General features: G+C 73.3%; 17 protein-coding genes. 8 read left to right on the top strand and 9 right to left on the bottom strand.

The window, feature by feature from the left end:
• Positions 1-3 precede the first annotated feature (3 nt).
• Positions 4-4,491: a translocation/assembly module TamB domain-containing protein gene (locus tag WMF22_RS06240; protein ID WP_438035173.1), complete on the top strand. Its 4,488-nt coding sequence runs from the start codon at positions 4-6 to the stop codon at positions 4,489-4,491.
• A 54-nt stretch (positions 4,492-4,545) separates the two neighbouring features.
• On the opposite strand, the gene WMF22_RS06235 is transcribed toward WMF22_RS06240, so the two are convergent.
• On the bottom strand, positions 4,546-5,349 hold the full coding sequence (locus tag WMF22_RS06235) for a phosphate/phosphite/phosphonate ABC transporter substrate-binding protein (protein WP_437298183.1): 804 nt from the start codon (positions 5,347-5,349) through the stop codon (positions 4,546-4,548).
• A 182-nt stretch (positions 5,350-5,531) separates the two neighbouring features.
• Here WMF22_RS06235 and WMF22_RS06230 point away from each other — a divergent pair, with 182 nt between their 5' ends.
• Both WMF22_RS06230 and WMF22_RS06225 read left to right on the top strand, forming a co-directional pair.
• Positions 5,532-8,960 carry a POTRA domain-containing protein gene (locus WMF22_RS06230; RefSeq protein WP_438035172.1) on the top strand — a complete coding sequence of 1,143 codons (3,429 nt, stop codon included), beginning with the start codon at positions 5,532-5,534 and terminating at the stop codon, positions 8,958-8,960.
• A gap of 66 nt (positions 8,961-9,026) precedes the next feature.
• Entirely contained in the window at positions 9,027-10,157 is a 1,131-nt protein-coding gene (locus WMF22_RS06225) for a hypothetical protein (protein WP_438035171.1), read from the top strand.
• A gap of 106 nt (positions 10,158-10,263) precedes the next feature.
• Here WMF22_RS06225 and trpA read toward each other — a convergent pair whose 3' ends face one another.
• The 6 genes from trpA to WMF22_RS06195 all read right to left on the bottom strand — a co-directional run bounded on the left by trpA (position 10,264) and on the right by WMF22_RS06195 (position 18,350).
• Positions 10,264-11,088 carry a tryptophan synthase subunit alpha gene (gene trpA / locus WMF22_RS06220; RefSeq protein ID WP_437298180.1) on the bottom strand — a complete coding sequence of 275 codons (825 nt, stop codon included), beginning with the start codon at positions 11,086-11,088 and terminating at the stop codon, positions 10,264-10,266.
• A complete protein-coding gene (trpB, locus tag WMF22_RS06215; RefSeq protein WP_438035170.1) occupies positions 11,085-12,278 on the bottom strand; it encodes a tryptophan synthase subunit beta in 1,194 nt (397 codons plus the stop codon). The genes trpA and trpB overlap by 4 nt, the downstream gene beginning before the upstream one ends.
• Positions 12,279-12,328: 50 nt before the next feature.
• Positions 12,329-13,831 carry a bifunctional indole-3-glycerol-phosphate synthase TrpC/phosphoribosylanthranilate isomerase TrpF gene (trpCF, locus tag WMF22_RS06210; RefSeq protein WP_438035169.1) on the bottom strand — a complete coding sequence of 501 codons (1,503 nt, stop codon included), beginning with the start codon at positions 13,829-13,831 and terminating at the stop codon, positions 12,329-12,331.
• Positions 13,824-14,867 carry an anthranilate phosphoribosyltransferase gene (gene trpD, locus WMF22_RS06205; protein WP_438037242.1) on the bottom strand — a complete coding sequence of 348 codons (1,044 nt, stop codon included), beginning with the start codon at positions 14,865-14,867 and terminating at the stop codon, positions 13,824-13,826. The genes trpCF and trpD overlap by 8 nt, the downstream gene beginning before the upstream one ends.
• Before the next feature lie 547 nt (positions 14,868-15,414).
• On the bottom strand, positions 15,415-16,326 hold the full coding sequence (locus WMF22_RS06200; protein ID WP_438035168.1) for a hypothetical protein: 912 nt from the start codon (positions 16,324-16,326) through the stop codon (positions 15,415-15,417).
• On the bottom strand, positions 16,323-18,350 hold the full coding sequence (locus tag WMF22_RS06195; protein ID WP_438035167.1) for a redoxin domain-containing protein: 2,028 nt from the start codon (positions 18,348-18,350) through the stop codon (positions 16,323-16,325). Before WMF22_RS06195 ends, WMF22_RS06200 begins: the two co-directional genes overlap by 4 nt.
• A 279-nt stretch (positions 18,351-18,629) precedes the next feature.
• On the opposite strand from WMF22_RS06195, the gene WMF22_RS06190 reads away from it, so the two are divergent.
• Positions 18,630-19,559, top strand: coding sequence for a hypothetical protein (locus WMF22_RS06190; protein WP_438035166.1), 930 nt, complete (start codon positions 18,630-18,632; stop codon positions 19,557-19,559).
• A gap of 269 nt (positions 19,560-19,828) precedes the next feature.
• On the opposite strand, the gene WMF22_RS06185 is transcribed toward WMF22_RS06190, so the two are convergent.
• Positions 19,829-20,422, bottom strand: coding sequence for a Uma2 family endonuclease (locus WMF22_RS06185; protein ID WP_438035165.1), 594 nt, complete (start codon positions 20,420-20,422; stop codon positions 19,829-19,831).
• Positions 20,423-20,720: 298 nt separating this feature from the next.
• Here WMF22_RS06185 and WMF22_RS06180 point away from each other — a divergent pair, with 298 nt between their 5' ends.
• From WMF22_RS06180 to WMF22_RS06165, 4 genes are all read left to right on the top strand, one after another.
• Complete coding sequence (locus tag WMF22_RS06180) at positions 20,721-23,201, top strand: sulfatase-like hydrolase/transferase (protein WP_438035164.1); 2,481 nt, start codon at positions 20,721-20,723, stop codon at positions 23,199-23,201.
• An 18-nt stretch (positions 23,202-23,219) separates the two neighbouring features.
• A complete protein-coding gene (locus WMF22_RS06175) occupies positions 23,220-24,311 on the top strand; it encodes a formylglycine-generating enzyme family protein (protein ID WP_437298173.1) in 1,092 nt (363 codons plus the stop codon).
• Between the two features lie 91 nt (positions 24,312-24,402).
• On the top strand, positions 24,403-25,011 hold the full coding sequence (locus WMF22_RS06170) for an SH3 domain-containing protein (protein ID WP_437298172.1): 609 nt from the start codon (positions 24,403-24,405) through the stop codon (positions 25,009-25,011).
• Positions 25,008-26,294: a guanine deaminase gene (locus WMF22_RS06165; RefSeq protein ID WP_437298171.1), complete on the top strand. Its 1,287-nt coding sequence runs from the start codon at positions 25,008-25,010 to the stop codon at positions 26,292-26,294. Before WMF22_RS06170 ends, WMF22_RS06165 begins: the two co-directional genes overlap by 4 nt.
• Here the strand turns inward: WMF22_RS06165 and WMF22_RS06160 are convergent.
• Positions 26,285-26,533 (bottom strand): hypothetical protein, encoded by a 249-nt coding sequence (locus tag WMF22_RS06160; RefSeq protein ID WP_044964103.1) that lies wholly within the window; start codon positions 26,531-26,533, stop codon positions 26,285-26,287. The genes WMF22_RS06165 and WMF22_RS06160 overlap by 10 nt on opposite strands.
• Positions 26,534-26,629 lie beyond the last annotated feature (96 nt).

The raw sequence follows: 26,629 nt of genomic DNA, 5'->3' as shown, positions 1-26,629 counted from the left end.
CCGATGCACGGCACGAGGAGAAAGGGCTCCCCGCCGAGCGCCCGCAGGGACTGGGGGCGCGTCGCCGTGCGCGTTTTGTGCGCCGTGTTCGCGCTGATCGGCGCGATCCCGCTCGCGCTCGGCTTCCTCGTGCGCACCGAGACGGTGCGGGCCTGGGCGGCGCGCGAGACGGCGGCGCTGCTCCAGCGCGAGCTCGGCATCACGGCCCGCTACGACGTGCGCGTCCAGGCCTGGCCCCTCATGGTCGGCCTGAACCGGCTCGTCGTCGACTCCTCGGACGGCGGCGCGCCGTTCCTCGAGCTCGAGCGCGTGGCCATCCGCCCGCGCCTGTTCTCGCTGCTCGCGGGGCACATCGACGCCGGGGACGTCGAGATCATCGGCCCCCGCGTCCGCGCGGTGCTGAAGGACGGGGAGCTCCGCAACATCACCCTCCCGAGCACCGGCGGGGGCGGCGGGGGCGGCCTCGACCGCGCGCCGCTCTCCTCGGTGGCCATCACCGACGCGCGGGTCGACCTGACGATCGACAACGTCCGCGTCCAGGCCACCGAGGTCGACGTCGACGTCTCCGCCGAGCCGTCGGACGCGTTCGAGATCGCGATGCGCTCCGGCCTCGTCTCGGTCGTCCACACGCACCCCGCGCCCGGCCACGAGGCCGAGGAGGACAGCGTCGACGAGGACGTCGTCTGCCGCTTCGACACGCGCGTCCGCGTCGAGCCGGGCCGCGCGCTCGTCCGCCGGCTGATCCTCGAGGGCGCCGCCGACTTCGACCCGGATCCCGGCACCGCGCCGCCCTGCGCGCTCCACGACGGCGACTGGCGCCGGGTGGAGCTCGAGCTCGGCGCCCTCCGCGCCGTCGGCCTCGGCGGCGGCATGCCCCACCGGATCGAGGGCCGCGTGCGGGCGCGCCTCCCCGTGCCGATCGTGCACCGCTTCCTGGCCCTGCCGCCCGCGTCCGGCGCGGTCTCGCTCGACGTCGACGCGGAGTACGACGCGGCGTCCGCGCCGCTCGGCCTCGCGCTCCCCCGCCTCAAGGGCACGCTCCTGCTCGACCGGCCGGGCCTCGACGGCAGGGTCTTCGTCACGCGCCTCGCGGGCAAGGTCTCGACGACCCCGGACGCCGTGCAGCTCTCCGACGCCGACGTCGCCTGGGCCGACGGCACGCTGAAGATCTCGAGCGCGGAGATCAAGCCGTTCGAGAAGGGCGTGCCGCTCCAGGCCGGGCCGATCGACCTCGCCAACGTCGAGCTGCCCGGCCTGCTCCGCGACCTCGCCGTCCACCCGCAGGCGCACGTCGCGTGGACGCTGCGCGAGGGCAGGTTCGATCGCTTCGGCGGCACGCTGTCCCCGCTCTCCCTCGAGGGCCCGCTCGCCGTGCAGACGCACGGCTTCGAGATCTTCGATCACCCGACGAAGCACCCTGCCCGCAAGCGCCTGATGGGCGTCAAGGAGGGCACGGTCCGCGGCTCGTTCCAGGTGCGGCCGAACGCCGTCGTGCTCTCGGGCTTCTCGATCGACACGCCGAGCTCGCACCTCAGGACCACCGTCTCGCTCGGCTTCAACGACCAGCTCGGGGTCGAGGTCCACCCGGGCTCGCGCGTGGACCTCGCCGAGATCTCCCCGCTCGCCGCGCTCGAGCTCGCCGGCGTCGCCACGATGAAGGCCGCGATGCACGGCTCGTACGAGCACCCGAAGCTCACCGGCGAGATCGGCGTCGAGAAGTTCGTGTTCGGCGGCTTCCCCATCGGCGACCTCGAGCCCTCGCCGGTCGCGTTCGAGCCGCTCGCCCTGACGCTCGAGAACGCGCGGGTCCGGCACGGGGCGAGCCGCGTCCGGGTCCCGTCGATCAAGGTCGATTTCGACCCGGCCGGCAACCTGCCCAAGGGCCGCCCGCTCGACAGCTCGACGGGGATCGTCGTCGTGGACGCGACCGTCGACACGCGCGAGGCGCCGCACCTCGCCGCGCGCGACCTGCTCGAGGTGCTCCGCCTCGACAAGGATCCGCGGTTCGCCGACTACAAGGCGACCGCGAGCGGGACGGCCCGCGCCCGCTTCGCGCTCGGCGGCCCCGAGGACCGCTGCGGCGGCGGCACCCTCGCCGTGAGCGCGGGCATGCGGCTCACCGGCGTCGAGCTGCTCGAGGAGCGCTTCGATGAGGGCGAGATCGACCTCGACATGATCTGGGACGACCAGGCCGCCGGCGCCGACGGCATGCGGCTCGACGTCCGCTCGGCGTCGCTGCGCAAGGGCACGGGCTCCGTGCTGGCGAGCGCCTCCATCACGCACGGCGGCGCGCTGAAGGGGAGCGTCATCGCGAGCGGCCTCCCGCTCTCGCGGATCGACGGGCTCGGGGCGGCGGCCTCGCAGTTCGACGGCTCGGTGTCGGTCGTCGCCAGCCTGGGCGGCACCGTGAGCAGGCTCGCCGGCTTCGCGGACGTGCACGTCTCGCGCGTCGGCATCCGCCGCGCGCACGCGAGCCTGCCGCCCTCGCGGGTCGAGCTCACGATCGTGCCGAACGACAAGCCGCCGAAGATCATCGGCAGGACGCCGATCTGCGGCAACCCCCAGGGCGCGCCGTTCGATCCGGCGGAGTACGAGCGCGACCTCCCCGACGGCGCCTTCGTCGCGAACGGCTCGCTGTTCGGCGGGCAGGTCGCGCTGAAGGGGCTCCGCGTCACGCGCCAGCGGCGCAAGATCGTGGACGGGGACGTGCGCATGGACGCGCTCGACCTCGGCACGCTCGCGAACCTGATCCCGGGCGCCGCGCTCGCGGCGGCGCCGAAGGGCACGATGACCGGGTCGCTCGACATCGAGCGGCTCCCCCTGACGGATTTCCGGCAGTCGGCGCTCACGCTCACGGTCGACGCGCTCAAGCTCGATCGGGAGGGCCAGGGGGTCCACCTCACGAGCCCGAGCGGCCCGATCCGCCTCGCGGGCAACACGCTGAAGGTGCCGGAGCTCCACCTCGAGGCGCACACCGCCTCGCGCCTGTCCGCCGCGTTCACGGCGTCCGGCGAGGTCAAGCGGGTGTTCACGGCGCCGGACCTCGACGTGGCGATCCGGGTGAGCCCGACGAACCTGGCGCGGCTCAGCGCCGACATCCCGCAGATCCGGCACGCGCGGGGCACGGTGCAGGCCGAGGTCCAGGTGGCCGGGCCGCTCCAGGGGCTGCGCTACACGGGCTCGGCGACGCTCAAGGAGGGCGAGCTCGACGTGGTCGGCCTGCCGGTCTCGCTCGACGACATCGACGTGGAGTTCGCGATCGGCGGCGACCAGGTGCGCCTCACGAAGGCGAACGCGCGGGTCGGCACGGGCACGGTGACCGCGGTGGGGCACATGCCGGTGCGCGGCCTGACCCTCGGCACGGCGCAGGCATCCATCGTGGCGACCGGCGTGAAGCTGCCGGTCGCCGAGGGGGTGAACCTCACCGCGAACGCCAACCTGACGGCGAGCTTCCGGCCCGGCGTCGAGGACGACGCGTCGGGGGAGAAGAACCTGCCGCGGGTCGAGGGGAAGATCACGCTCACGTCGTTCAGCTACACGCGGCCCATCCTGATGAGCATGGACCTCGGCGATCTCACGGGGCGCCAGCGGACGACGGTGCAGACCTACGACCCCGCCGCCGACGTGGTCCGGTTCGACGTCACCGTCGCCTCGCCGAACCCGCTGCGCTTCTCGAACGATCTGGCCGACATGCGGCTCGAGGTCTCGCAGCCCGGGCTCGCGCTCTCGGGCACGAACCAGCGCTTCGGCGCGCGCGGCACGCTGCGCATCCTGCCCGACTCGAAGCTCATGCTGCGCAGCACCGAGTTCGAGGTCCGGGACGGCTACGTCCGCTTCGACGATCCGTTCCGCATCGCGCCCAAGGTCGACGTGCGCGCCGAGAGCGAGTACCGCCGCTACACGTCGACGAGCTCTGCCGCGGCGGACGCGACGTCGGGCGCGGAGCCCGCGGCGCCGACGGCCGCGGCCGCGGGCAGCAGCGCGAACTCCAGCGGGCTCTGGCGCATCAAGCTGCACGCCCAGGGCGACGCCGACAACCTCCAGCTCAACCTGACGAGCGATCCGCCGCTCAGCCAGGAGGACATCGTCCTGCTGCTGACGCTCGGCATGACGCGCGCCGAGCTCAACCAGGGCGTCGTGTCGTCGCTCGGCGAGACCATGGGCCTCGAGGCGCTCTCGTCGCTGACGGGCGCCGACAAGGCGGTGAAGACGATGGTCCCCCTCATCGACGAGTTCCGCTTCGGCACGGGCTACTCGTCCAAGAACGGCGCCCCGGAGCCGACGGTGACGATCGGCAAGCGCATCACGGACGCGGTGCGCGCCAACGTGACGACGGGGCTCTCGCAGGGCAGCCAGGTGCGCGCGGGCGTCGAGGTGAAGCTCAGCGACCGGATGAGCCTCCAGGGGTCGTACGACAACTCGAGCGACGCCTCGAGCTCGCCGCTCGGCAACGTGGGCGCCGACCTGAGGTGGCGGCTCGAGTTCGAGTGACGCTCGAGCCGCGGATGGCGCTCGCAGGCTCGCGCGGCGCTCGGACCGCGGCCGTCAGGTGGCCGCGGCGAGCGCCGCGTCGAGGGCGCCGTACCGGTCGTCGCGGCCGGAGACCCACTGCCTGTGGCCCATGAGCTCGAAGATGCGCCGGTGCTTCGGGTTCTTCCAGGTCATGCCGAGCAGCGCGCGCTGGAACGCCTCGGCCTTCGCCTCGGGCAGCGCCGGCAGCGCGTCGAACATCGCGAAATCGTAGGCCGGCGTGGTCCAGAGGACGTCGACCCGGCGGAGGTCGATGTGGCCGTTCGCCTGCTCGGCGAGCCACACCGCGTCCCCGACCGCCGCCGCCTGCACCTTGCCCTCGTGCAGCGCCGCGAGCGCCTGGACCTCGCTCGTCGCTGTGTCCCCGTGCTTGCCGACGTCCACCTCGAACGGCACGAGCTGGATCTTCTCCACGGCCACGCCCGCCTGCCGGAGGAAGTGGAGCGGCAGGATGCGCGCGTGCGCCGAGTCGACGCTCCCGACAGCGAGCGCCTTGCCCTCCAGATCGCTGAGCGCCCCGACGGCGGCGTCGCGGCGGACGAGCAGCTTGCTGTGGAAGTCGCGATCGATCTCGCGCATCGCGAGCGAGCGGGACCGGCCCTCGGTCTGCCGCTTCACCCGCACGTGCGCGACGGCGCTGTTCCAGGCGACGTCGATGTGCCCGCGGATCAGCGACTCGACCTGGCGCTCGTACGTAGAGAACAGCGCGAAATCAATCAGGATTCCATGTTCGCGGAAGTGCTCGCGCAGGCTCTCCCACAGCGTCACCACCTTGGCGTCATGCGCCACGGCGCCGACGAGCATCGCCAGGTCCTTCATCCGGTGCCTCGCACGGGCGGCGACGCTAGCACGAGCTCTGCCCGCCGCGAGCCCCGCGTCTCGCACATAAGCGCCTCGCGGGCTGCCTCTTGCCCATCCAGCGCCCAACCGGGCTACGCTGCGTCCGTCGTGCACGCCGGCGCCGGTTCATTTCCGTTTCGTCCCCCGGCGCTCCGCGCCTGATGGCTCGCTTCCGTTCCACCCTCATTCCCTTTCTGCTCGGCTTTTTGCCGCTCGGCGCGATCGCCGTCCCGGCGCACGCCGACCCAACCCCGGCACGTCCGGCTCAGGCCAGCCCCAACCCCGGTCAGGCCAACCTCAACCCCGGTCAGGCCAACCTCAACCCCGGTCAGGCCGGCCTCGACCCTGTCGACCCTCCGGCACGGGCCGTGCCCTCGGGCGAGGCCGGCACCCAGGCCACCGACGTACCGTCGCTCGGCCAGCCGCTGGCCCTGGGAGAGCTCGTCGGCAAGCCGATCGTCCGCATCGATGTCACCGCGCAGGGCGACCGCTGGCAGATCGTGTCGCCGGTCACGAGCGTCGACCTCGGCGAGCCGCTCAGCCCCGACGCCGCGCGCCGCGCCATGCGCGAGCTGCTCGCCTCCGGCAACTTCGCCCGCGCGTCGGCCGAGGCGTACCTCGTGCCCGACGGCGCCGCGCTCCGGATCGTCGTCGTCCCCCGCCGGAGCATCGCCACCGTCCAGATCACCGGCGGCGCGCTCGACCGGCAGGACACCCTCGAGGCCGCCGGCATCGCCGAGGGCGGCGAGATCACCGCGGCCACGCTGGCCGAGATCAGCCCCCGCATCCGCGCGTTCTACGCGCTTCACGGCTACCCCGCGGCCGCCGTCACCATCCGCGCCGTCGACACCGACGAGCCCTCCCAGGTCGTCCTCGCCCTCGACATCGAGGCCGGCGCTCCACGCGTCGTCTCCGAGCGCGTCTTCGTCGTGGCGCCGCGCGCGGACCGGGAGCTCGGCTCGCTCAAGCAGAGCTACGGCCTCGGCGTCGGCGCCCGCGTCGACGAGCCCGCCCTCGCCGAGGCCGACCGCGAGATGGCCGAGCTGCTCCGCCGGAGCGGCTTTCACGACGCCGAGGTCTCCCACCGCGTGCTCGCGGTCGGCCCGCACAACTACCTCTACGTCTACCTCGAGCCCGGCGCGCGCATCGTCCCCGTCTTCGACGGCAACCGCGCCTTCGACGACGACGCCCTCGAGGCCGCGCTCGACCTCGGCGAGACGACCGAGACGAGGACGAACGATCTCACCGATCGGCTCCGCGCGTTCTACGTCGAGCGCGGCTTCCTCGACGCCGAGGTCACCCCCTCGCTGGGCGGCAAGCCCGACGATGCGGTCCGTTACCTGACCTTCACCGTCCGCGAGCACGACCAGGTGCGCGTCACGAAGCGCGTCTTCCCCTGCCTCACGGGCGACCTCAGCCCCGACGACCTCGGCCGCGAGATCGAGAGCTTCCTCGAGGAGGACCTGCCCGGCGCCGACGCCTTCTCGATGCCCGACCCGCGAGGCATCTCGGACCTCTTCGGCCCGACCCGCGGCGCCGGCGGCCGCGCCAGGCCGATCGAGCTCATCCCCTCGATGACGTACGCGCAGGAGACCTACGAGCGCGCCCTCAAGCACCTTCGCGATCTCTACTTCAGCAAGGGCTACCTGAACGCCGTCGTCGGCCCGGTCTCCGTGCTCCGCGCCACCTGCTCGCGCCGCTCCCCGCCGGGCGCCTGCATCCCCGAGCCGGTCACCGAGCGCGTCACGGCCCAGTGCCTCACCGACGCGCAAGGGCTGCCCCTCCCCGAGCCGCCCGTCCCCGCCGCCCTCACGTGCCGCCCCGACGCCGCCCGGCACATCACCTGCGCCCCCGAGGTGACGCTCCGCATTCCGGTCCACCCCGGCCCGCAGACCCAGCTCTACGATCTCGCCTTCGAGGGGAACAAGGGCTTCTGCCGCCAGGCCGGCCTGAGCGAGCGCGACCGCGCCCTCTGCGCCGAGGAGCGGCCGTTCAGCGAGCGCTGGCTCAGCGACCTCGCCGATCTGAAGGTCGGACAGCCCCTCTCGACGCTCGCGCTCGACGCCGCGCGGCTGCGCATCATGGATGCTTACCGCGACCTGGGCTACGCGTTCGCCGAGGTCCGCACGGCCATCGAGCCCTCGCCCGACCGCACGCGCGCCCGCGCGCGGTTCATCGTCTCGGAGCGAGATCGGGTGTTCGTCACCGGCATCGTCGTCAAGGGCGCCGTCCGGACCGACGAGCAGCTGATCCTCCGCCGCGTGCTGCTCCGCGAGGGCGCCCCGTTCCGCCAGTCGCAGGCCCGCCTGAGCGAGGAGCGCATCGCCACGCTCGGCCCCTTCTCCAGCGTGTCGATCTCGCTCGAGGATCCCGACGTCCCGCAGAAGAACAAGCGGGTCGTCATCCACGTCGTCGAGCAGCTGCCGCAGTACCTCAACCCGCAGATCGGGTTCTCGACCGGCGAGGGCGCGCGCCTCGCCTTCGAGTACGGACACCGCAACATCGGCGGCCTCGCCATCGGCCTCACGATGGGCGTCCAGCTCAGCTACCTGTTCGAGTTCATGATCGTCGACAAGGCGGCGAGCCGCCACTACGAGGATCTCCAGATCGACGACCAGCTGGAGCGCCGCATCGCGGTCTCGGTCACGCTCCCGGACATCGGCCTCGGCCCGCTCGTCAGCATGTCGCTCGCGGGCATCAACGTGCGCGACAACCAGCTGGATTTCGGCGTCACGAAGACGGCGATCATCCCCGCGATCACCTACCGCCCGCGGCGCGCCATCACGACGCAGCTCGCCCTGTCGACCGAGCTGAACAAGGTCGGCTTCTTCCCGGGCGCCGTCGGCGCCGACAAGCGGGATATCCTCGACCAGCTGCGCATGCCCGAGGGCGAGACGATCGCCCTGGCGCAGCGGATCGACGCGTCCTGGGACACGCGGGACACCCCCTTCGCCGCGACCCGGGGCTTCCTCCTCTCCGGCGGCGTCGAGCACGTCGACGCCTTCGACGCCTTCGCCTCGGTCCGGGCCCAATCGAGCTTCCCCGAGAGCCACTTCCTGCGATTCACCGGCCGTGTGTCGGGCTATATCCCCCTCGCGCCGCGGTCGCGGCTCACCCTCGCTCTGAGCCTGTCCGGAGGGTATATTCATCCGCTCGTGGCCGAGAGCGGGACGTACCCGGATCGCCTGTTCTTCCTCGGCGGCGTCGACTCGCTCCGTTCCCATCTGGCCGAGTCGCTGTATCCTGAGGACGGGCTCGAGGAGGCGAGAAAGGCGCTGGGCGGCGACGCCGAGGTGTCGACCGACGATATCCCGCGCGGCGGGACGGTGATGGTGAACCCCCGCGCCGAGCTGCGCGTCCCGCTGACGGATCTGCTCCAGCTCGGGCTCTTCCTCGACGCGGGCAACCTCTGGATCAGGGCGAGGAACGTCAACCTCGATCCGCGGCTCTTGCGTTACGGGCTCGGCGCCGGCCTGCGGGTGAACACGCCCATCGGCCCCCTCGCCTTCGACTACGGCTTCAACCTGGATCCGCGCGACGAGCTGGATGAGATCGACGGTGCACTCCACTTCTCCGTGGGGCTCTTTTGACAGGCGGCCTCGCGCGCGACGCGCGCGAGGCGGCTCCCAACGCACGATGATAGCGAGGCTCCCCTGATGAACCGTTCACTCCGCATGTGTGCTTTGCTCGCCCTGACATCGACCCTCACGATCGCCGGCTGCGGCGACGACGAGAGCGCCGCGCCGAGCAGCGCGGCGAGCACGTCCGGCGGGCAAGGCGGGGCCGGCGGGCAAGGCGGGTCCGGCGGATCGGCGGGCAGCGGCGGAGCGGGCGGGCAAGGCGGCTCGACGAGCAACGCCTCGGCTGGCGGCGATGCCACGGGCGGCGGCGGAGCGGGCGGGCAAGGCGGCTCGACGAGCAGCGCCTCGGCTGGCGGCGATGCCACGGGCGGCGGCGGAGCGGGAGGGCAAGGCGGCTCGACGAGCAGCGCCTCGGCTGGCGGCGATGCCACGGGCGGCGGCGGGCAAGGCGGCTCGACGAGCAGCGCCTCGGCTGGCGGCGATGCCACGGGCGGCGGCGGAGCGGGAGGGCAAGGCGGCTCGACGAGCAGCGCCTCGACGAGCAGCGCTTCGACGAGCAGCGCCTCGGCGGGCGGAGGCGACGCCGCCGGCGGCGGCTCCGCGAGCAGCGCTTCGACGGGCGGCGGCGACGCCGCCGGCGGCGGCTCGGTGAGCAGCGCCTCGGCGAGCAGCGCTTCGACGGGCGGCGGCGACGCCGCCGGCGGCGGTGGAGAGGGCGGGGCGTCGGCGTGCGGCGATCTGCGGTGTGACGCCGGCGAGACGTGCGATTCGTGCGCCGACGACTGCGGCGTGTGCCCGCCGGTCTGCGGTGACGGCACATGCGAGCCCGACAGGGAGAACTGCCAGGCGTGCGCCACCGACTGCGGCGCGTGCCCGCCGGCCGAGTGCAGCCACGACCTCTGCGAGGAAGGAGCGCCCCTCCTCATGGGCTGCGACCCGTGCGTGACCGCGCTGTGCGCGGAGGACCCGGCGTGCTGCATGAGCGCGTGGGACACCCACTGCGTCGCTGGCCTCACCGCCGCCTGCGGGCAGGCCTGCGGGTGCGCCCACGACCTCTGCGAGGAAGGCGCGCCCCTCGACGCGTCCTGCAACAGCTGCGTCGAGACCGTGTGCGGAGAAGACGGAGACAGCTTCTGCTGCACGATCGGGTGGGACGAGGGCTGCATCGCGCTCTCGGAGATCCTGTGCGACGCCACGTGCCTGTGAGCTCGGCCCGCCGCCCGAAAGGCGAACCACGCAGGGCGCGGTAGCGACGGCGCTCCGCCGTGAACCCGACCGGCTCGGCGGGTGGAGCGCCATCCGGCCGGCGCGCTCAGCGCGCCGTCGCCGCCTTCATCTCGCGCACGAAGCTCGCGACGGCGCGCGCGGCCGCCTCGGGATCACCGACGTTCGCCGAGACCCGCTGCACGACCGCGGACCCGCTGACCACGCCGAACGCCCCGGCGGCGAGGGCGTCGCGCACGTGCTCGGGCTTCGAGATGCCGAACCCCAGGATCGCGGGCGGCGCGCCGAACCGGCGCAGCGTCTCGAAGAGCGCCCCGTGGCCCAGGCGCAGCTGCTCGTCCGCCCCTGTCACGCCCTTGCGCGTCACGCAGTACGTGTACGCGCTGCACCGCTCCGCGAGCCCCTGCAGCGTGGCCTCCGAGGCGTTCAGCGGCGCGATCAGCACCGGCGCCACCCCCGCGGCGCGCGCCGCCGCCACGTACGGATCCGACTCCCTCACCGGCACGTCGGCGACGAGCACGCTGTCGACCCCGGCCGCGGCCGCCGACGCGTAGAAGCCCGCCAGATCGCGGTGCTTCACGAGGTTCGCGTACGTCAGGATGCCGACCGGCACCTCCGGCGCCTCCGCCCGGAACCGCGCCAGGAGCTCGATGCAGTCGCCCGGCCTCACGCCGGCCTCGAGCGCCCGCACGGCGGCGGCCTGGATCGTCGGGCCGTCCGCGATCGGATCCGAGAACGGGATCCCGACCTCGATCGCGTCCGCGCCGCCCTCCACGGCCGCGCGCAGCAGCCGCGCGCTCGTGGCGAGGTCCGGATCCCCCAGCATCAGGAAGGGGATGAACGCCCCCTCGCCCCGCTGCCGCAGCCGCTCGAATGCGCGATCGTAGCGCGTCGTCACCGTCTCCCGACTCATGTCGACCTCCCGGGATCGAGCAGCCTCTGCGCCTGCTCCATGTCCTTGTCTCCGCGACCCGACAGGTTCACGACGAGCACCGCCTCGCGCCCTGCCTGCGCCGCCTCCGCCACCATCTTCAGCGCGTGCGCGATCGCGTGCGCCGACTCGAACGCCGGGATGATGCCCTCGCTGCGCGCGAGCCGCTGGAACGCGTCGAGCGCCTCGTCGTCGGTCGCCGCGACGTACGTCGCCCGGCCCGACGTCATGAGGTGCGCGTGCTCCGGCCCGACGCCGGGGTAGTCGAGCCCCGCCGAGACCGAGTGCGTCTCGGCGACCTGTCCGTGCTCGTCCTGGAGGATGTACGTCTCCGACCCGTGCAGCACCCCCGGGCGGCCCTTGAGGAGCGTCGCCCCGTGCATGGCGGTCGACAGGCCGTGGCCGGCGGGCTCCACGCCGACGAGCGCCACGTCCTTGTCCGGGATGAACTCGGAGAAGATCCCCATGGCGTTGCTGCCGCCGCCCACGCACGCGACCACCGCGTCGGGCAAGCGCCCCTCGGCCTCCAGGATCTGGGCGCGCGCCTCGCGGCCGATCACCCACTGGAAATCGCGCACGATCGTGGGGAACGGGTGAGGCCCGGCGACCGTCCCGATCAGGTAATGCGTGTCCTCGTAGCTCTCGGTCCAGTAGCGCAGCGCCTCGTTGAGGGCGTCCTTCAGCGTCTGCGAGCCCGAGGTCACGGGCACCACCTCGGCCCCCATGAGGCGCATCCGGAAGACGTTGAGCCGCTGCCGCTCGACGTCCTTCGCGCCCATGTAGATGCGCGTGGGCATGCCGAGCAGCGCCCCGATCATGGCGGTCGCGACGCCGTGCTGTCCGGCCCCGGTCTCGGCGATGAGCCGCCGCTTGCCCATGCGCCGCGCGAGCAGCCCCTGGCCGAGCGCCTGGTTCGTCTTGTGCGCGCCGCCGTGGAGCAGGTCCTCGCGCTTGAGGTAGAGCTTCACGCGCGGATCGCCGGTCAGGTTGCGGCACAGGGTGAGCGGCGTCGGTCGCCCCGCGTAGGTCGTCAGCAAGGCGTCGAACTCCGCCGCGAACGACGGATCGCCGCGCGCCTCCAGGTACGCGCGCTCGAGCTGCTCGAGCGCGGGCACGAGGATCTCCGGGACATAGGCGCCGCCAAAGGCGCCGAAGCGGCCGCTTTGCTGCATGGTGATTGCCTCGATCGTCGGTTGTGCGTTGTGGGTCGTGAGAGCTGCCGTCAGGGGGAGGCGCGGTCCGCCGGGGCCGCGGGATCACGGTCGTGGCGCGACGGGCCGCGCGCGCTGTCGAACAGGCGCACGAGCAGGTCGGCGCACTTCTCGCCGGGCGCGCGCTCGACGCCCGACGCCACGTCGAGCCCCCACGTCCCCACCCGGCGCGCCGCGGCGATGTTGTCCGGGTTCAGCCCGCCCGCGAGCAGGCTCCGCGCGCGCGCCGGGTGGCCGTCGATCGCGCTCCAGGCGAACGTCCGCCCCGTGCCTCCCCGCGCCTCCGCCGTGCGCGTGTCGAATACCAGCCGATCGGCGCTGCGCTCGACCTCCGCGCCCGCGCCGTCGTCGCGCGCCTCGCCGCCCGCGCCCGCGGCGCCCGCCTCGCCGCCCGCGCTGGCCGCCTCCCCGGACGGCGCCATCGGGACCGCCTTCCAGACCTCGCACCCCTCGGGGAGCGCGCGCCGCAGCGCCTCGATGAACGCGGCGTCCTCGTCGCCGTGGAGCTGCACGGCGCGCAGCCCGATCGCCCGCGCCGTATCCGCGACGAAGTCTATGGATTGATTGAGGAAAACGCCGACGAAGGGCAGCCCCGCGGCCGTGGCGACCAGGATCTCGGCCTGCTCGCGCGTCACCCGCCGCGGCGAGGTCTCGGCGAAGACGAGGCCGCCGAAGCGGGCCCCGAGCCGCTCCGCCTCGCGCGCGTCCCCGGGCCGGGTCAGGCCGCAGATCTTCACCCTGCCGGTCACCAGCGCGCGCGCGGCGTCCGCGATGTCGGGGCTGCGCATGAGCGACGTGCCGACGAGGAACCCGTCCACCGAGGGCGCGAGCCGCTCCACGTGGGCGCGCGACTCGACGCCCGACTCCGCGATGACGATGCGATCGCGCGGCACGCGCGGGGCGAGCCGCTCCGAGACGGCGAGATCGACCTTGAGCGTCTTGAGATCGCGGTTGTTGATGCCGATCACGGGCGCGGGCAGCGCGAGCGCGCGCTCGAGCTCCGCCTCGTCGTGGACCTCGACGAGGCAGTCCATGCCGAGCGCCTCGGCGGCGCCCAGGCAGAGGAGCGCGGTCGCGTCGTCCAGCACCGACAGCATGAGCAGGATCGCGTCCGCGCCGTTCGCCCGCGCCTCGATCACCTGGTAGGGCGTCACGACGAAGTCCTTGCAGAGGATCGGGACGTCCACGACCGCGCGCACGGCCTGGAGGATCTCGAAGCTGCCCTGGAAGAAGGGCTCGTCGGTCAGCACGCTCACCGCGTCGGCGACGCCGTAGTACGCGGCGGCGACGGCGTGCGGGTCGAAATCCGGCCGGATGAGGCCCTCGGACGGGGAGGCCTTCTTGCACTCCAGGACGAACCGCGCGCCCGGCGCGGAGAGCGCGCGCCGGAGGCTCCGCGAGGTGGGCGGCGCGCTCGCCCGGAGGCTGGCCAGCGGGGTCCGCCGCTCGCGCTCCGCCACGTCCGCCCGCTTCCGCTCCACGATGCGCGCGAGCACATTGCCCTGCTCAGCCATGTTTCGCCTCCTTCCGCGCTTCCTGGGCCCCGTCCCGGCTCAGCGCCACGAAGCGCGTGAGCCGCTCCGCCGCGCGCCCGGAGCCGAGCGCGTCGAGCGCCAGGGCCGTCCCTTCCCGCAGCCCCTCGGCGCGCCCGGCGATCCAGAGCAGCGCGCCGGCGTTGATCGCGACGGCGTCGCGGTGCGCGGGCGCGCCGCGCCCGGCGAGCAGGTCGCGGAGCCACGCCGCGTTCGCCGCCGGGCCGGCGCCCCGGAGCGCCTCGATCGGCGCCGGCGAGACCCCCGCGTCGGCCGGGTCGATCAAGAGCTCCTCGACGACCCCATCGCGGAGCCGGGCCGCGCGCGTCGGGGCGTGCAGGGCGACCTCGTCGAGCCCCCCGCCGTGGACGACGAGCGCGGCCTGGCACCCGAGCATGCCGAGCGTGCGCGCGGCGTGGGTGACGAGCTCCGGATCGTAGATGCCCATCACCTGGATCGGCGGCGCGCTCGGGTTCACGAGGGGGCCGAGCAGGTTCATGATCGTGCGCACCTTGAGGGCGCGGCGCACGGGCATCGCGTGGCGGAGCCCGGCGTGGTACTGCGGCGCGAAGAGGAAGCAGAAGCCGACCTCATCGAGGGCGCGGCGCGAGACCTCGGCCGGCGGGTCGAGCCGGGCGCCGAGCGCCTCGAGCGCGTCGGCGGAGCCGCACTGGGAGGAGACCGAGCGGTTGCCGTGCTTGGCGACCGGCAGGCCTGCTTCGGCCGCGACGAAGGCGACGGCCGTCGACACGTTCACGGTGGACTGCCCGTCTCCGCCGGTGCCGCAGCAGTCGGCATAGGCATAATCCGGCCGCGCGAACGGCACCGACGTCCCCCGGAGCGCGCGCGCCGCGCCCGCGATCTCGGCGGGGGTCTCGCCCTTCGCCTTGAGCGCCACGAACAGCGCGGAGAGCTCGATCTCCGTCAGCGCCCCGGCGATCAGGTCGCGGAACAGCGCCTCGGTCTGCTCCGCGGAGAGGTCGACGCCGGCGCAGAGCGCATCGATGACTGCATGCATCATGGTTCTCTCCTCATCTTCACGGCTGTTCTGGCAGACACGGGTCCTCGGGACTCGGGCGTCGCGCTGCGGCGCCCTGCATAGCGGACAAAAACGAAAAGGCCCACCGTTGTTCGGCGGGCCCTCTTTCTTCTTTCCTTCAGGTCGTCCTCCCCGCAGGGAGGCGCGTTACCCGTGGTAAGGGCCCGCCTTGGTAGAGCACCAGCGCCACCAGCGCAGCCCTGCCACGCACGCACCCACCTCGACGGCCGAGCACGACGCGCCGCCGAGGACGAAGGCCTCGGAACAGCGGCGAGCGCAGGACGCGGGGAGCGCGCGGGACATGCGGGGAACATAGCTTGCGGGCGCGACGAGCGTCAAGCGGGTTCCGCGCGCGCCTCGAGCCGCCGCGTCCCATCGGCCATGTCGGCCATGTCGGCCATGTCGGTCACGTCGGTCATGTCGGTCATGTGACCGACGAGATAGAAGGCGCGGAAGATCGCATAAAAGAGGTCGTTGGGCGCCTGGCTCGAGGAGAAGCCCGGGAGAGCGCACGCGCGTTACCTGGTTACCTGGAGATCACGAGCCAGGTCAGCTCGTCGATCCCGGAGCCAGGCGACGTCCTGATGAACGAGCCGTCTGCCTCACCGGCAACCGACGCCGAGAGCCTGCCGTCGTACTCGCTCATGCTCCGGATGCTCACGCGCGTCCCGGGCGCCAGATCCGAGGGGACTTGAACCCCGACGGGCGCGTCGCTGGTCGTCGCGAACGGGTAGAGCGCGTAGACAGCCACGATCTCCTCCCCGCCGAGATCCGGGAGCGGTGGCACGCGCTCCGGCGGGATCCTCCGGGCCGCGATGTCGTGGAGGGCCTCGCCGAGCGGCGTCTCGAGCGCGGCGCGGTTCACGGTGAGCTGGAGGCCATCGCCGACCTCCAGGACCTGCGGATCGTCGCTGCTCGGCCCAAGGACGGCGCCCGCGGGCAGGTGCGGCACGAAGAGCACTCCCGCGTCGACGGTGACCGCGTCGGTGAAGCGCAGCGGGAACATGGTCGTTCCCCGGCGCGGCGTCGTCCCCGCGTCTTCCATCGACTTCACAACGAAGTCGACCGGGGGCTCCGCGTCGCACTGAAAGGTGAAGCGACCATCCGCCCTCGATCGGTCCGAGTAGCAGACCGCTGTATTGCAAAACAGCACGGTGGCTCCGCCGATGGGCTGTCCCGCCTCGTCCGCGAGCACGCCGGTCACACCCGGACCCGCCGGCGCGCCGCCGGCGCCGGAGCCGCCCGCCGCGCCGCCGCCTCCCGCCGCGCCGCCGCCACCACCGTCGCCACCGCCGCTGGTCGCTGCGCCGCCGCCTCCGGCGCCGCCGCCCGCCGCTGCGCCGCCGCCGGCGTCCCCCGCCCCGCTGGTCGAGCCGCCGCCTCCATCGCAACCGGACGCAATCAGCGCGACCACCAGGAGCAGCGCGCGCTTCATCATTCGGCCAGCGCCTGCTCGATGACCGCCGTCATGGCATCGGGGTCGTACTCGTGGCTGGCGTACCGGACGATGCCGTCCTTGCCGACGATCACGTCGACCGGGAACGGGTTGGGGCCGGGGAAATTGGACGTCACGGCGGCGTAGGTGCTCGCGGTCTCCTCGAGCCCGACCGGGAAGCTGACCTTGATGTTGTCGCAATACGCCTGCACCTGGCCGATCTGATCGACCGGCTCCCTCGGGTTGAGGGCGACGATCTGCAGGCCTTGGTCCTTGTACTTCAGCCAGAACCGCGCTTCGGTGTCCGGCAGGTGGTTGGCGCAGACCGGACAGAAGGTGGCAAAGTAGGTGAGAAGAAGCACGCCCCCTGCCGACTCCTCCGAGGTCCATGTCGTGCCGTCCAGCATCGTGCCCGTTGTCGCGGGCAGGGGCGCCCCGACGCTCACGCCGGGCGCGTTGCCGACGAGATAGCTCTTCCGCACCGGGGCCGCGGGGTCATCCGAGGTGATGTGGAGATAGCCGATCTCCTGGTCTGTCGCCGAGGCGAGGTACGTCACGTTGAGCTCGATCGTCTCGCCGGGCGCGATCCGGGCCTGGCGCGGCTCGACGCTGAACGCGGAGCCGCTGACCCAGCTGTCCACCAGCGTGAGCGGCGCCGTCCCCTGGTTCGTGACCTCGAGCGGGAGCGTCTTTCTGTCCCCGACCGCGACCGGGCCAAAATCGATCCGCGCGGAGGATTCCGGGAGACGGATGTTGGGCGCGAGGCGGTCCGGCTCGAGGCGGTAGGAATACGGGTTCTCCCAGGTGCCGATGAACACGTCCTGACCCCGGGCGGCGACGCCGAAGGTGCGCATCGTGGGGAGCTCGCGATCCGGATCCTCGTACTCGAACGCCCTCGGGATGCGCACGGCCGCGATGAAGGTCGGGGCGGCGGGCGTGGACACGTCGTACACGCGCACGTCGTTCCACGCGGCGACGAAGAGGCGGCGCTCGGAGTAGGCCAGGCGGAGCGGGGTCCCGGGCATCTCGGCGCGACCGACGACGACAGGGCGCGCGAGGTCGGAGATGTCGACGACGGCGACGCCCGCAGAGCCCGCCGCCACATAAGCGAAATCGCCGTCCACGACGACGCCCTTCGCCTGGCCGCCGGTCGCCACGCGCCCGAGCTCCACCGGCGCCGTCGGGTCCGTCGCGTCGACCGTGACGAGCCCGTCCACGCCGTCGGCGACGAAGACATGGTTGTCGCGCGCCGCGACCCCCCACGCATTGGTGAATCCACCCAGGCTGCCGACCCGCGTGAACCCGACCGCGCCGTCGTAGCGGTAGACGCCGAGCCCATCTCCGTGCAGCCCCACGAAGATGTTGTGGTTCGCGACGTCGACTCCCTCGTAGCTGATCCCCTCCTCCTGCAGGACGGCGAGCTGCACCGGGGCCTCGGGATCGCTGATGTCCCAGCCGCTCAGGAAGGCCGGGTTCCGGATGTTGCCGAGGTGCGTGGTGAAGACGAGATCATCGTCCCACGCGAGGTGCTTGCAGCCGGGCGTACGGGTGTCGCCGGGGATGGTGTGCTTGAGCCCCCCCGCGAGCACCTCCATGTCGGCGGGGTCCTCCGCGTCGATGACGTTGAATGTGTAGCTACAATTGAGGAGCAAGTCATCGTCGCGGACGCGGACCTCATCCGTGTGGCTCCCGACCTCGTGCAAGCTCTGGAGCTGCACCAGCGGGCTCAGGAAATGGCCGGGCTGGAGCGCGGTCGGGACGCATTCCCCGCCTACGTCCTCGGTGCCCTCGCCGCAGACGACACCGGGGCCCGTCGCCGAAGGCACACACACGCCGTCGACGTCCTCGGTGCCCTCGCCGCAGACGACACCGGGGATCGTCGCCGAAGGCAAACACACGCCGTCGGCCGCCTTCGTGCCTGGACCGCACGACAGCCCTGTCTCGCTCACCCCATCGTCGTCTCCGCAGGCGGACACGGCGAGCAAGATCAGCGCGGAGACGGAAGCGCGGCGTCGCAGCAGCGTCATGAAGAGCTCCTTAACGGGGATGAAGGACAGGGCGGCTGATGAAGCAAGGGCAGCGTCGTGGCGACGATACAAGTCGCCGGGGGGGCCTGGGCAAGGAGAACCGGCGTCGCGGCGGCGCCAGCGCACATCTCCGACGGTGTCCGCCGTTGCGCCGTCCCGCCGGACGCGGGGCGGCGGTCCGCCATGGCGCCGCCACCCCCGCAGCGCACGAGACACGCGAGGATGCCGTCACTTTTGGCCCTCCACCCCCTGGCACGCTCCCTGCGCAAGGCGCGTTGCATGGGAGATGCCGACATCACATTACGCCATATCGCCCGGAGGCGACCCGAGGAGCTTGCGCGCGCCTTCACCCCGGAAGGCCACTCCGTCGAGGTCCTTGGCTGGATCGATACCCAGGTCACCAAGCTCGAACGTCGCATGGACAAGGCGCTGCGCCTTCGCATCGACGGCACGCTGCGCGTGCTGCACGTCGAGTTTTGCTTCGCGCTGCGCGACGAGGTTCCGGCTCAGGTCTTCGAGTACCTCGGCTTCCTCTTCGCCGCGCTGCGCATCGAAGCGCCCCGCGAGCCGGTGCCGCCCATCGAGAGCGTCGCCGTGGTCCTTTCCGGCGGCAGGCGGCGCTTGCCTGTGACCGGCGTGCTCCGAACGGCCTGGCCGGAACGGCGGTTCAGCGGTACGCACTTCCGCATCGACGCGGTCTATCAACGCACGGTCGCCGAGCTCCGAGCGCGCGGCAGCGTGCTGTGGCTGGCGTTCGCGCCGCTCGCCAGGGACGCGACCGCGAAGGCGATGCGGGAGGTCATCGCTCAGATTCACGCGCAGACGGTGGCCGGCGAGGAGCGGGCGGAGCTGTACACGGCGTTCCTGGTACTGGCGACCATCGACCCCTGGGGGCACAATCTGCAAAAGGAGCTCGTCACGATGGTGGAGGACATGGAGGAAGGGCTGCTCCGGCGCACGCCGATCATCGGCGAGATGATCATCGAGGCCGAGCAGAGGGGACAGTTGAAGGGCCGTGAGGAGGCGATCGCCGAGTTGCTCGGCCGCCTCTTCGCGCGGCGGGTCGGGCGGCGACCCACCACCGAGGAGGAGCGCTCGATCCTCGAGCGGGCGCGCGCGCTCGGTCCGGGCGAGGTCGAGGACACGCTGCTCGAGCTCGAGGGCGACGCGCTGGTCCGCTGGCTCGCCGAGCCAGCGCGCCGGTCGTGAGCCTCACGCAGAGCGGCCCGCCAGCTCAGCATTTGCCCATGCAGGCTGCATCCGTCGAAGCTCGGCTGCGGCCGCTCGGCGTGCTCCCCGGGGCGCTCAGCCCGGAGTGCCTGCCGACGGCCTCTTCCTTGCTCTTCTAGCTCCGGTCGGATGCCAGGGAGCGCAACGACCTTGCGCTCATCCCGTGCCCTCGCCGCAGACGACACCGGGGCTCGTCGCCGAAGGCAGTCCGCCGTTGCGCCGTCCGGACCAGGCGTCGAGACGCCGCTCTACTGCTCGTCCTCGTCCGGGTCGTCCCCGAAGAGCGCCCCGACGGACCACGTGATCGCGTCGAACGGCTCTGCCCTGACGCGCTCGCCCCGCTCTGCCGTGAGCACGTTCAGATACCCGTCATCCATCCAGCGATGCACGGTGAGCACCTCGTTCATCGGATCCACGATCCAGGAATGCGGCACCTTGCACCGGTGGTATGTGCGCATCTTCTTCACGAGATCGTTGCGCGTGTTCGAGACGCTCAGCACCTCGCAGCCCCAGTCGGGCCGCACGACGATCGGCGTCTTCTCGGGCAGCTCGGGGAGGCGCTCACGCCGCCAGCCCGCCACGTCGGGACGGTAGACCTCGTGCTCCTCGAGCTGCACCTCGACCTCGGTGGCGAACCACCACCCTCCTGGCCAGCGACCGCCGGGCCGCCGGTTGTAGGGGCGGAACACGATCCCGGCGAGCGATGCCTGGGCGCCGCCGTGCTTCGGCGAAGGCATCGCCTTCGGGACGAGCTCGCCGTCGATGATCTCGTGGAAGCGCTGCGCCTCGGGGACGGCCAGCAGATCCGCGATCGTGGCGAGCTTGCGCGCGGGGAGCGACACGGCTCCACCATCGTGCCGTACCCGCGCGGAGCCCGCCAGCGGGCACGTGCCAGGCGCCGCGCGGGCCCCGGCGCACCCGTGCAGCCATCGTGCCGGCTTCGCGTGGCGCAGCCTCGACGCCGAGCGCGTCGCTTCCGGATTGCCGGCCGCCGGCGCCCCCCGGCTCGTCCGCTCCCGCAGGATACTTTGCGACCCGGTACACCGATGGTAGGCCCCGTTCTCCAGGGCGCACGACCTCGCGGCCAGGCGCGACAGGCCCTCGCGAGGCGCCCGCGCGGCCCTCCCCCCCTGTGTGCCCATGATCACCGCCGAACCAGGTCCCCCGCCGCCGCCGAGCGCCGCCGGCGCTCATGACAGCGTCCCGCCGCGATCGCAGAGCGGCCCGCCCGCCCGGCAGAGCGCGCCGCCGGGGCGGTCCGTCCCCCCGCCGGGGCGGTCGGCCCCTCCGCAGCCGCGCCGCAGCGCCTGGACGACCCGCCTCGGCGAGGCCTGCGTGCTCGGCCTCGGCGTCGCCTCGCTCTCCGCCGTGCCGACCGCGCTGCGCACCGCTCGCGCCGGCGCGTCCTTCCTCGACGGGCTCCTCGTCGGGACGGCCGTCCTGCTCCCGCTCGTCACGCTCGCGCTCATCCTCTCGCGCGCGGCCGGCCGCGGCTTCCGCGGCATCGTCGGCGCCGGCGGCGAGCGGCTCGCCGTCCTCCGCGTCGCGCTCTGGATCGGCGTCGCCTTTCCGGTGCTCGCCGCGCTCGCCGCCCTCCTCAAGGCGACGACCCACCACCGAGGCCTCGCCGGCGCGACCTTCGGCGTCCTCGGCCTCGCCGGCGTCGTGGCCGCGGCGCTCGTCACCCAGCGCCTCGTCGCGCTCGGCGATCGCCTCGCCGCCCGCGGCGTGAAGCCGTGGCTCCTCGCCATCGCCGGCACGGCCATCGGCGTCGTGCCCCTCGTCGCCGCGTTCGCTCCGCTCGCCGCCCACGCGGCCAGCACGACAGGCGACGCCGGGGCCGCCGTGCGCGCCGCCATCGTCGACGGCGCCATCGCGCTCGTGGCGACCGCGCTCGTCTCGAGCGTCGACCTCGGCGCGGCCGTCGGCCGCATCGCCGGAATCGCGGGCGTCCCGCTCGCCGCCCTGGTCCTCATGACCGCGACCGCCCGGATCGAGTCGTTCCCCCCGCTCGGCCAGGCCGTGCGCGCCGGCGGCGGGCTCGCGGCCACCCTCTTCAGCGCGCTCGAGCAGTGGACCGATCGCGACGGCGACGGGATGGGCTCGCACTTCGGCGGCCTCGACTGCGACGAGGGCGATCCCACCCGGTATCACGGCGCACCGGAGACGCCGGGCGACGGCATCGATCAGGACTGCAGCGACGGGGCCCACCAGGGCGCCGTCCCCCTGCCCGCCGGGGCCGTCGCGGGCTCGCCTGCCGGCGCGCAGACGACCGCGGCCGCCGGCGCCCCGCCTGCCGCCGCTTCCGGCGCCCCGCCTGCCGCCGCGCCGACCGCTCTCGCCGGCGCCGCGCCTGCCGCTCCTGCCGGCGCCACGGCGGCCGCGCACGTGCGCGCCGCCGCCACGCCCGCCGGGCGCGACGAGGGCGGCGCGGTCACCCCGGCCGTCCTGACGAAGACCATCGCCCCCGCCGGGACCACGCCTGCGTCCCCCGCGCCCGCCGCCGCGCCGGCGCGCCCCGACGTCCTCCTCGTCACGCTCGACACGGTCCGCGCCGACCACACGTCGGCCTACGGCTACGGCCGCGACACCAGCCCGCGGCTCGCCGAGCTCGCGGCCCGCGGCGTGCTGTTCGAGCGCGCCTACGCCGCCTCGAGCGAGACGCAGCGGGCCATCTCGCCGCTCGTCACCGGCCGCCGCCTCAACCGAGCGGCGCGCGACCGCCGCGAGTGGCCCACGCTGCTGCCCGAGAACGACACCCTCGCGGAGCGCATGAAGCGCGCCGGCTACCTCACCGCCGCGGTCAGCTCGTTCACGTGGATCAGCCAGGAGCGCGGCTTCGATCAGGGGTTCGACCGCTTCGAGACCGTCTACGGCGACGCCCACCCCGAGCGCGAGGCGACAGGCCACCTCGCGGTCGAGAAGGCCATCGCGCTCCTCGATGGGGTTGCCCAGCGCGCCCAGCCGATCTTCCTCTGGCTCCACCTCTTCGACGCCCACGAGCGCTACCTCGCCCACCCCGGCATCCGCTTCGGCGCCGGCAGGACCGCCGCCTACGACGGCGAGATCGCCTACGTCGACCGGCAGCTCGGCGCCCTGCTCGACGCCGTGGCGAGGGGCCCCCGCGCCGGCCGCACGGCGGTCATCGTCCACGGCTCGCAGGGCGAGGGGCTCGGCGAGCACGGCCCCGTGGGGCACGGCGTCGAGCTCTACGAGGAGGCGATCCGCGTCCCCCTCGTCATCGCCCTCCCCGGCGCCGCGCCGGGCCGCTACCCGCACCCGGTGAGCACGGTCGACATCGCGCCCACCGTCCTCGACGTCGGCGGCGCGGAGGCCACGGCCGTCGAAGGCGCCTCCCTGGCCGCGATCGCCGCCGGCCATGGCCAGGGCGAGCGCGCGCCCCGAGGACCGGTGTTCGCCCGCACCGCCCGCCGCGCCGCGGTCATCGACGGGCAGCTCAAGCTCCTCGTGATCGAGCGAAAGAAGCGTGACCGGCTGCTCCTCTTCGATCTCGGGAGCGATCCCCGGGAGACCCGCGACCTGTCCGGCGACCGGCGCTTCGAGGCCGACCTCGGGCGGCTCCGCGGAAAGTTGTCTGCCTTCGAGTCTCCCTCGCAGTAGAGTTTACTGCGAGGGATCATGCACCGATTCGCCCCTTCGACGCGGAAGCCCGCGCCTCCCCGCGCGAGGGCGCTGCGCGCCGCCGTCGCCGTCGGCTTCGCGCTGGGCCTCGCCTCGCTCGCGCTGCTCGTGGTGCGGCTCGCGGAGGCGCCGTCGGTGCCGCTGACGCTCGGCGCGGGCGCCATCACGGGCTCGCTGCCGCGGCGCCTCCGGTTCGAGTGGCGCCTCGTGCGCGATCGCCACTGGCAGATCGCCTCGTCGCCTGCCGAGTCGCGCGAGGCCACCGACCAGATCGAGGGCACCCGCGGCACCTGCCCGACGGGCATGGTCGAGGTCTCCGGCCTCATGAAGCTCGACCCCGCCCCGAAGGCCCAGGGCGACCTGCGCTCCATCGACGAGATGCAGCGGACCACCTGCAAGCACTGGATCAGCAGGAGCTACCCCGAGCGGTGCGCGGAGTTCGATCGCGAGAAGTGGCTCTCGATGTCGAAGGACCTCGACACGAAGCCCATGCACTTCTGCATGGATCGCTACGAGTACCCCAACCAGAAGGGCGTCTATCCGTTCATCCTCGTCTCGTTCTACGAGGCGAGCGAGCTCTGCGCCGAGGAGGGCAAGCGCCTCTGCGACGAGGCCGAGTGGACGTTCGCCTGCGAGGGCGAGGAGGCGCGCCCCTACCCCTACGGTTACGTCCGCGAGCCTGAAGCCTGCGTCGTCGATCAGGCATGGCGCCCGTACATCGAGACCGCGCTGCGCCCGCGGGGCGGCCCCGCGGCCATGGCCGAGATGGACCGGCTCTGGCAGGGCATGGCGGCGGGCCTCCAGCCCCGCTGCCGGAGCCCCTTCGGCGTCTACGACATGACCGGCAACATCGATGAGTGGACCCGTTCCGTCCGCGAGGGCGAGCGCCCCTCCATCCTGAAGGGCGGCTACTGGGGCCCTGTCCGCACGCGCTGCCGCCCCTCGACCCGCTCGCACGACGAGAACCACATGTTCTACCAGCAGGGCTTCCGCTGCTGCGCGGACCACGGCGCCACGATCGGCGTCCCCGCCGAGCGCGCCGTCACCGGCGATCCTGCCGCCGCCCCGCTGCCGCGCGAGGTCCGCTGACGCGCTCGCCGGCGCGGCGGGTCGAGCGTCATCGGAGCTCGCGCCGCCGCGCAGTCGACCGCGCTCACCGCAGCGCGTATCCTCTGCGCTGATGGACCACCCCCCCGCCGGACAGGGCGCCTCGCCTGGCCCCCGCGACGTGCGCGCCGAGCACGCCGGCACGCGCCTCGCTGCCCGGGCGGAGCCGCCGGGCGCCGCGCCAGCCCCGCCGCGCGCGCGCCAGCTCGATCGGCTGACCGGGCTCGCGCTCCTCGCCGCCGCCGTCGTCGTGCTGCTCCCGACGGCGCCGGTCGTGTTCCGGGCGGTCGCCGGCGATCGCTCGCCGATGCAGAGCGCTGGCCGGTTCGCGCACCTCCTCGACGGGCGCTCCCCGGCGGACCGGCGCGCACAGGTCCACCCTCGTTTCCCGTTCGACGACGATCCTGGCTCCGACGAGCGGCCATCCCCTCACGACGACGGCCCTGCCTTCGACGACGAGGACGACCCGGGCGCGCCCGCGCGCCTCCAGGCGGGCATCGCCTCGCGCGGCATCACGCTGCTCGACGAGCCGCGGGCGGACGGCACCCGGGTCGGCGCCATCGCCGCGGGCGAGGTCGTGATGATCGTGCGCGAGGCGGGCGCGTGGGCCCTCGTCATGAAGAACGGCGGGGGCGAGCTGCTCATGGGCTGGGCCCGCCGGAGCGAGATCGCCATCCGATGAGCGCGCGGCCGCTGGAGTCGCCGCGCGCCTACCGCGGTCGCCTGCTCACCCCGATCCCCGCGTCGCCGGACGGCGCTCGGGTCCGATTCATCGACGACGCGCTGCTCGTGGTCGGCAACGACGGTCGGATCGCCCAGGCAGCGCCGTTCGCCCCGGGCGCGTTCCCCGGGCCGGTGCTCGACCTGCGGCCCGCCGTGTTGATGCCGGGCTTCATCGACGCGCACGTCCATTTCCCGCAGACGCGCATCATCGGCAGCGCCAGCGGCCCGCTGCTCGACTGGCTCGATCGGTCGGTCTTCCCCGAGGAGGCCCGCTTCCGCGACGAGGCCTATGCCGCGCTCGTCGCCGGCGAGTTCACGGGCCGGCTGCTCGCGTCGGGCACGACGACCTGCGTCGTCTTCTCCAGCTCGTGCGCCGGCGCGACCGACCGGCTGTTCCGCGCCCTCTCGGCCGCCGGCTTGCGCGGCATCGCCGGCCTCACGCTCATGGACCAGAGCTGCCCGGAGGCGCTCCGCGTCCCTCACGACGAGGCCATCCCCGCCGCCCGCGATCTCGTGCAGCGCTGGCACGGCGAGGGCGGCGGCCTCCTCGAGTTCGCGATCACCCCCCGCTTCGCCCCGAGCTGCTCCCGTCCCTTGATGGAGGCGGCCGCGCGGCTCGCGCGCGATCACGGCCTCCTCGTGCAGACGCACGTCGCCGAGAACCCGGCCGAGGGCGAGGCCACGTTGCGCGCGCACCCCTGGGCGCGCGACTACGTCGACGTCTACGACCGCGTCGGCCTGCTCACCGGGCGCGCCCTGCTCGCGCATGCCATCCACCTCTCGCCGCGCGAGTGGGACCGCCTCGCGGAGACGGGCTCCTCGGTCGTCCACTGCCCCGACTCGAACTTCTTCCTGGGCAGCGGCCGCATGCGCCTCTCCGACGCGCGCGCGCGCGCGGTCCCGGTCGGGCTGGGCAGCGACGTCGGCGCTGGCCGCAGCTTCGACATGCGCCGCGGCATGTCGAGCGCCTTCGACAACGCCCTCTGCCTCGGCGACCGCCTGACCCCGGCGGATCTCTTCGTCATGGCCACGCAGGGCACCGCCGACGCCGTTGGCCTCGGCCGCGCCGTCGGCAGCCTCGACGTCGGCAAGGAGGCGGACTTCATCGCCGTGCGTTTCCCCGAGCACGTGCTCGGCGAGGCCGGGACGCTGAACCACCTCGTCTTCGCGTCCGACGCGACCGTCGCGACCGTCGCGAGCGTCCAACGCGCGTTCGTGCGCGGCCGGCCAGTCTACCCCTGACCGGTCCCCCTCTCGTCCTCGGCGGCCTCATAGACCTCGAGCTCCCAGACGAGGATCTCGAAGTCTCGCCGCAGGATGTACCGTGCGCCGTCGTCCCCGCGCACCTTGAAGTAGAGGTGATCGCCCCCGGGCCACCGGTCGAGGATCTCCGTCACCCGCACGCGGCGCTCCCCCAGGGTGACCGTCTCGGGCTCTTCGCTCCCGCCGTGGCCGGCACGGCACGCCACATCGACCCGCATCTGCCTCTCGCGCAGGGTAGCAGGCGCGGGCGCCTGGCTCCCGCGATCCCTCCACGGGGAGGGCTCGCTCGGCCGGACGCCCCGCAATGGCGGCGC

This window comes from Sorangium sp. So ce204 (assembly GCF_051526795.1).
Classification (GTDB): Bacteria; Myxococcota_A; Polyangia; order Polyangiales; family Polyangiaceae; genus Sorangium; species Sorangium cellulosum_B.
Note: the sequence above shows the minus strand (reverse complement) of the source record. Positions and strands in the feature narration are given on the sequence as shown.

What these genes read in the sequence shown, in the direction of transcription:
- WMF22_RS06160 (WP_044964103.1), bottom strand. Translation starts at nt 26,533, where the DNA reads ATGCGGGTCGATGTGGCGTGCCGTGCCGGCCACGGCGGGAGCGAAGAG.
- WMF22_RS06180 (WP_438035164.1), top strand. Translation starts at nt 20,721, where the DNA reads ATGATCACCGCCGAACCAGGTCCCCCGCCGCCGCCGAGCGCCGCCGGC.
- WMF22_RS06225 (WP_438035171.1), top strand. Translation starts at nt 9,027, where the DNA reads ATGAACCGTTCACTCCGCATGTGTGCTTTGCTCGCCCTGACATCGACC.
- trpD (WP_438037242.1), bottom strand. Translation starts at nt 14,867, where the DNA reads ATGCATGCAGTCATCGATGCGCTCTGCGCCGGCGTCGACCTCTCCGCG.
- trpB (WP_438035170.1), bottom strand. Translation starts at nt 12,278, where the DNA reads ATGCAGCAAAGCGGCCGCTTCGGCGCCTTTGGCGGCGCCTATGTCCCG.
- WMF22_RS06190 (WP_438035166.1), top strand. Translation starts at nt 18,630, where the DNA reads ATGGGAGATGCCGACATCACATTACGCCATATCGCCCGGAGGCGACCC.
- WMF22_RS06175 (WP_437298173.1), top strand. Translation starts at nt 23,220, where the DNA reads ATGCACCGATTCGCCCCTTCGACGCGGAAGCCCGCGCCTCCCCGCGCG.
- WMF22_RS06230 (WP_438035172.1), top strand. Translation starts at nt 5,532, where the DNA reads ATGGCTCGCTTCCGTTCCACCCTCATTCCCTTTCTGCTCGGCTTTTTG.
- trpCF (WP_438035169.1), bottom strand. Translation starts at nt 13,831, where the DNA reads ATGGCTGAGCAGGGCAATGTGCTCGCGCGCATCGTGGAGCGGAAGCGG.
- WMF22_RS06195 (WP_438035167.1), bottom strand. Translation starts at nt 18,350, where the DNA reads ATGACGCTGCTGCGACGCCGCGCTTCCGTCTCCGCGCTGATCTTGCTC.
- trpA (WP_437298180.1), bottom strand. Translation starts at nt 11,088, where the DNA reads ATGAGTCGGGAGACGGTGACGACGCGCTACGATCGCGCATTCGAGCGG.
- WMF22_RS06200 (WP_438035168.1), bottom strand. Translation starts at nt 16,326, where the DNA reads ATGATGAAGCGCGCGCTGCTCCTGGTGGTCGCGCTGATTGCGTCCGGT.
- WMF22_RS06235 (WP_437298183.1), bottom strand. Translation starts at nt 5,349, where the DNA reads ATGAAGGACCTGGCGATGCTCGTCGGCGCCGTGGCGCATGACGCCAAG.
- WMF22_RS06170 (WP_437298172.1), top strand. Translation starts at nt 24,403, where the DNA reads ATGGACCACCCCCCCGCCGGACAGGGCGCCTCGCCTGGCCCCCGCGAC.
- WMF22_RS06165 (WP_437298171.1), top strand. Translation starts at nt 25,008, where the DNA reads ATGAGCGCGCGGCCGCTGGAGTCGCCGCGCGCCTACCGCGGTCGCCTG.
- WMF22_RS06240 (WP_438035173.1), top strand. Translation starts at nt 4, where the DNA reads ATGCACGGCACGAGGAGAAAGGGCTCCCCGCCGAGCGCCCGCAGGGAC.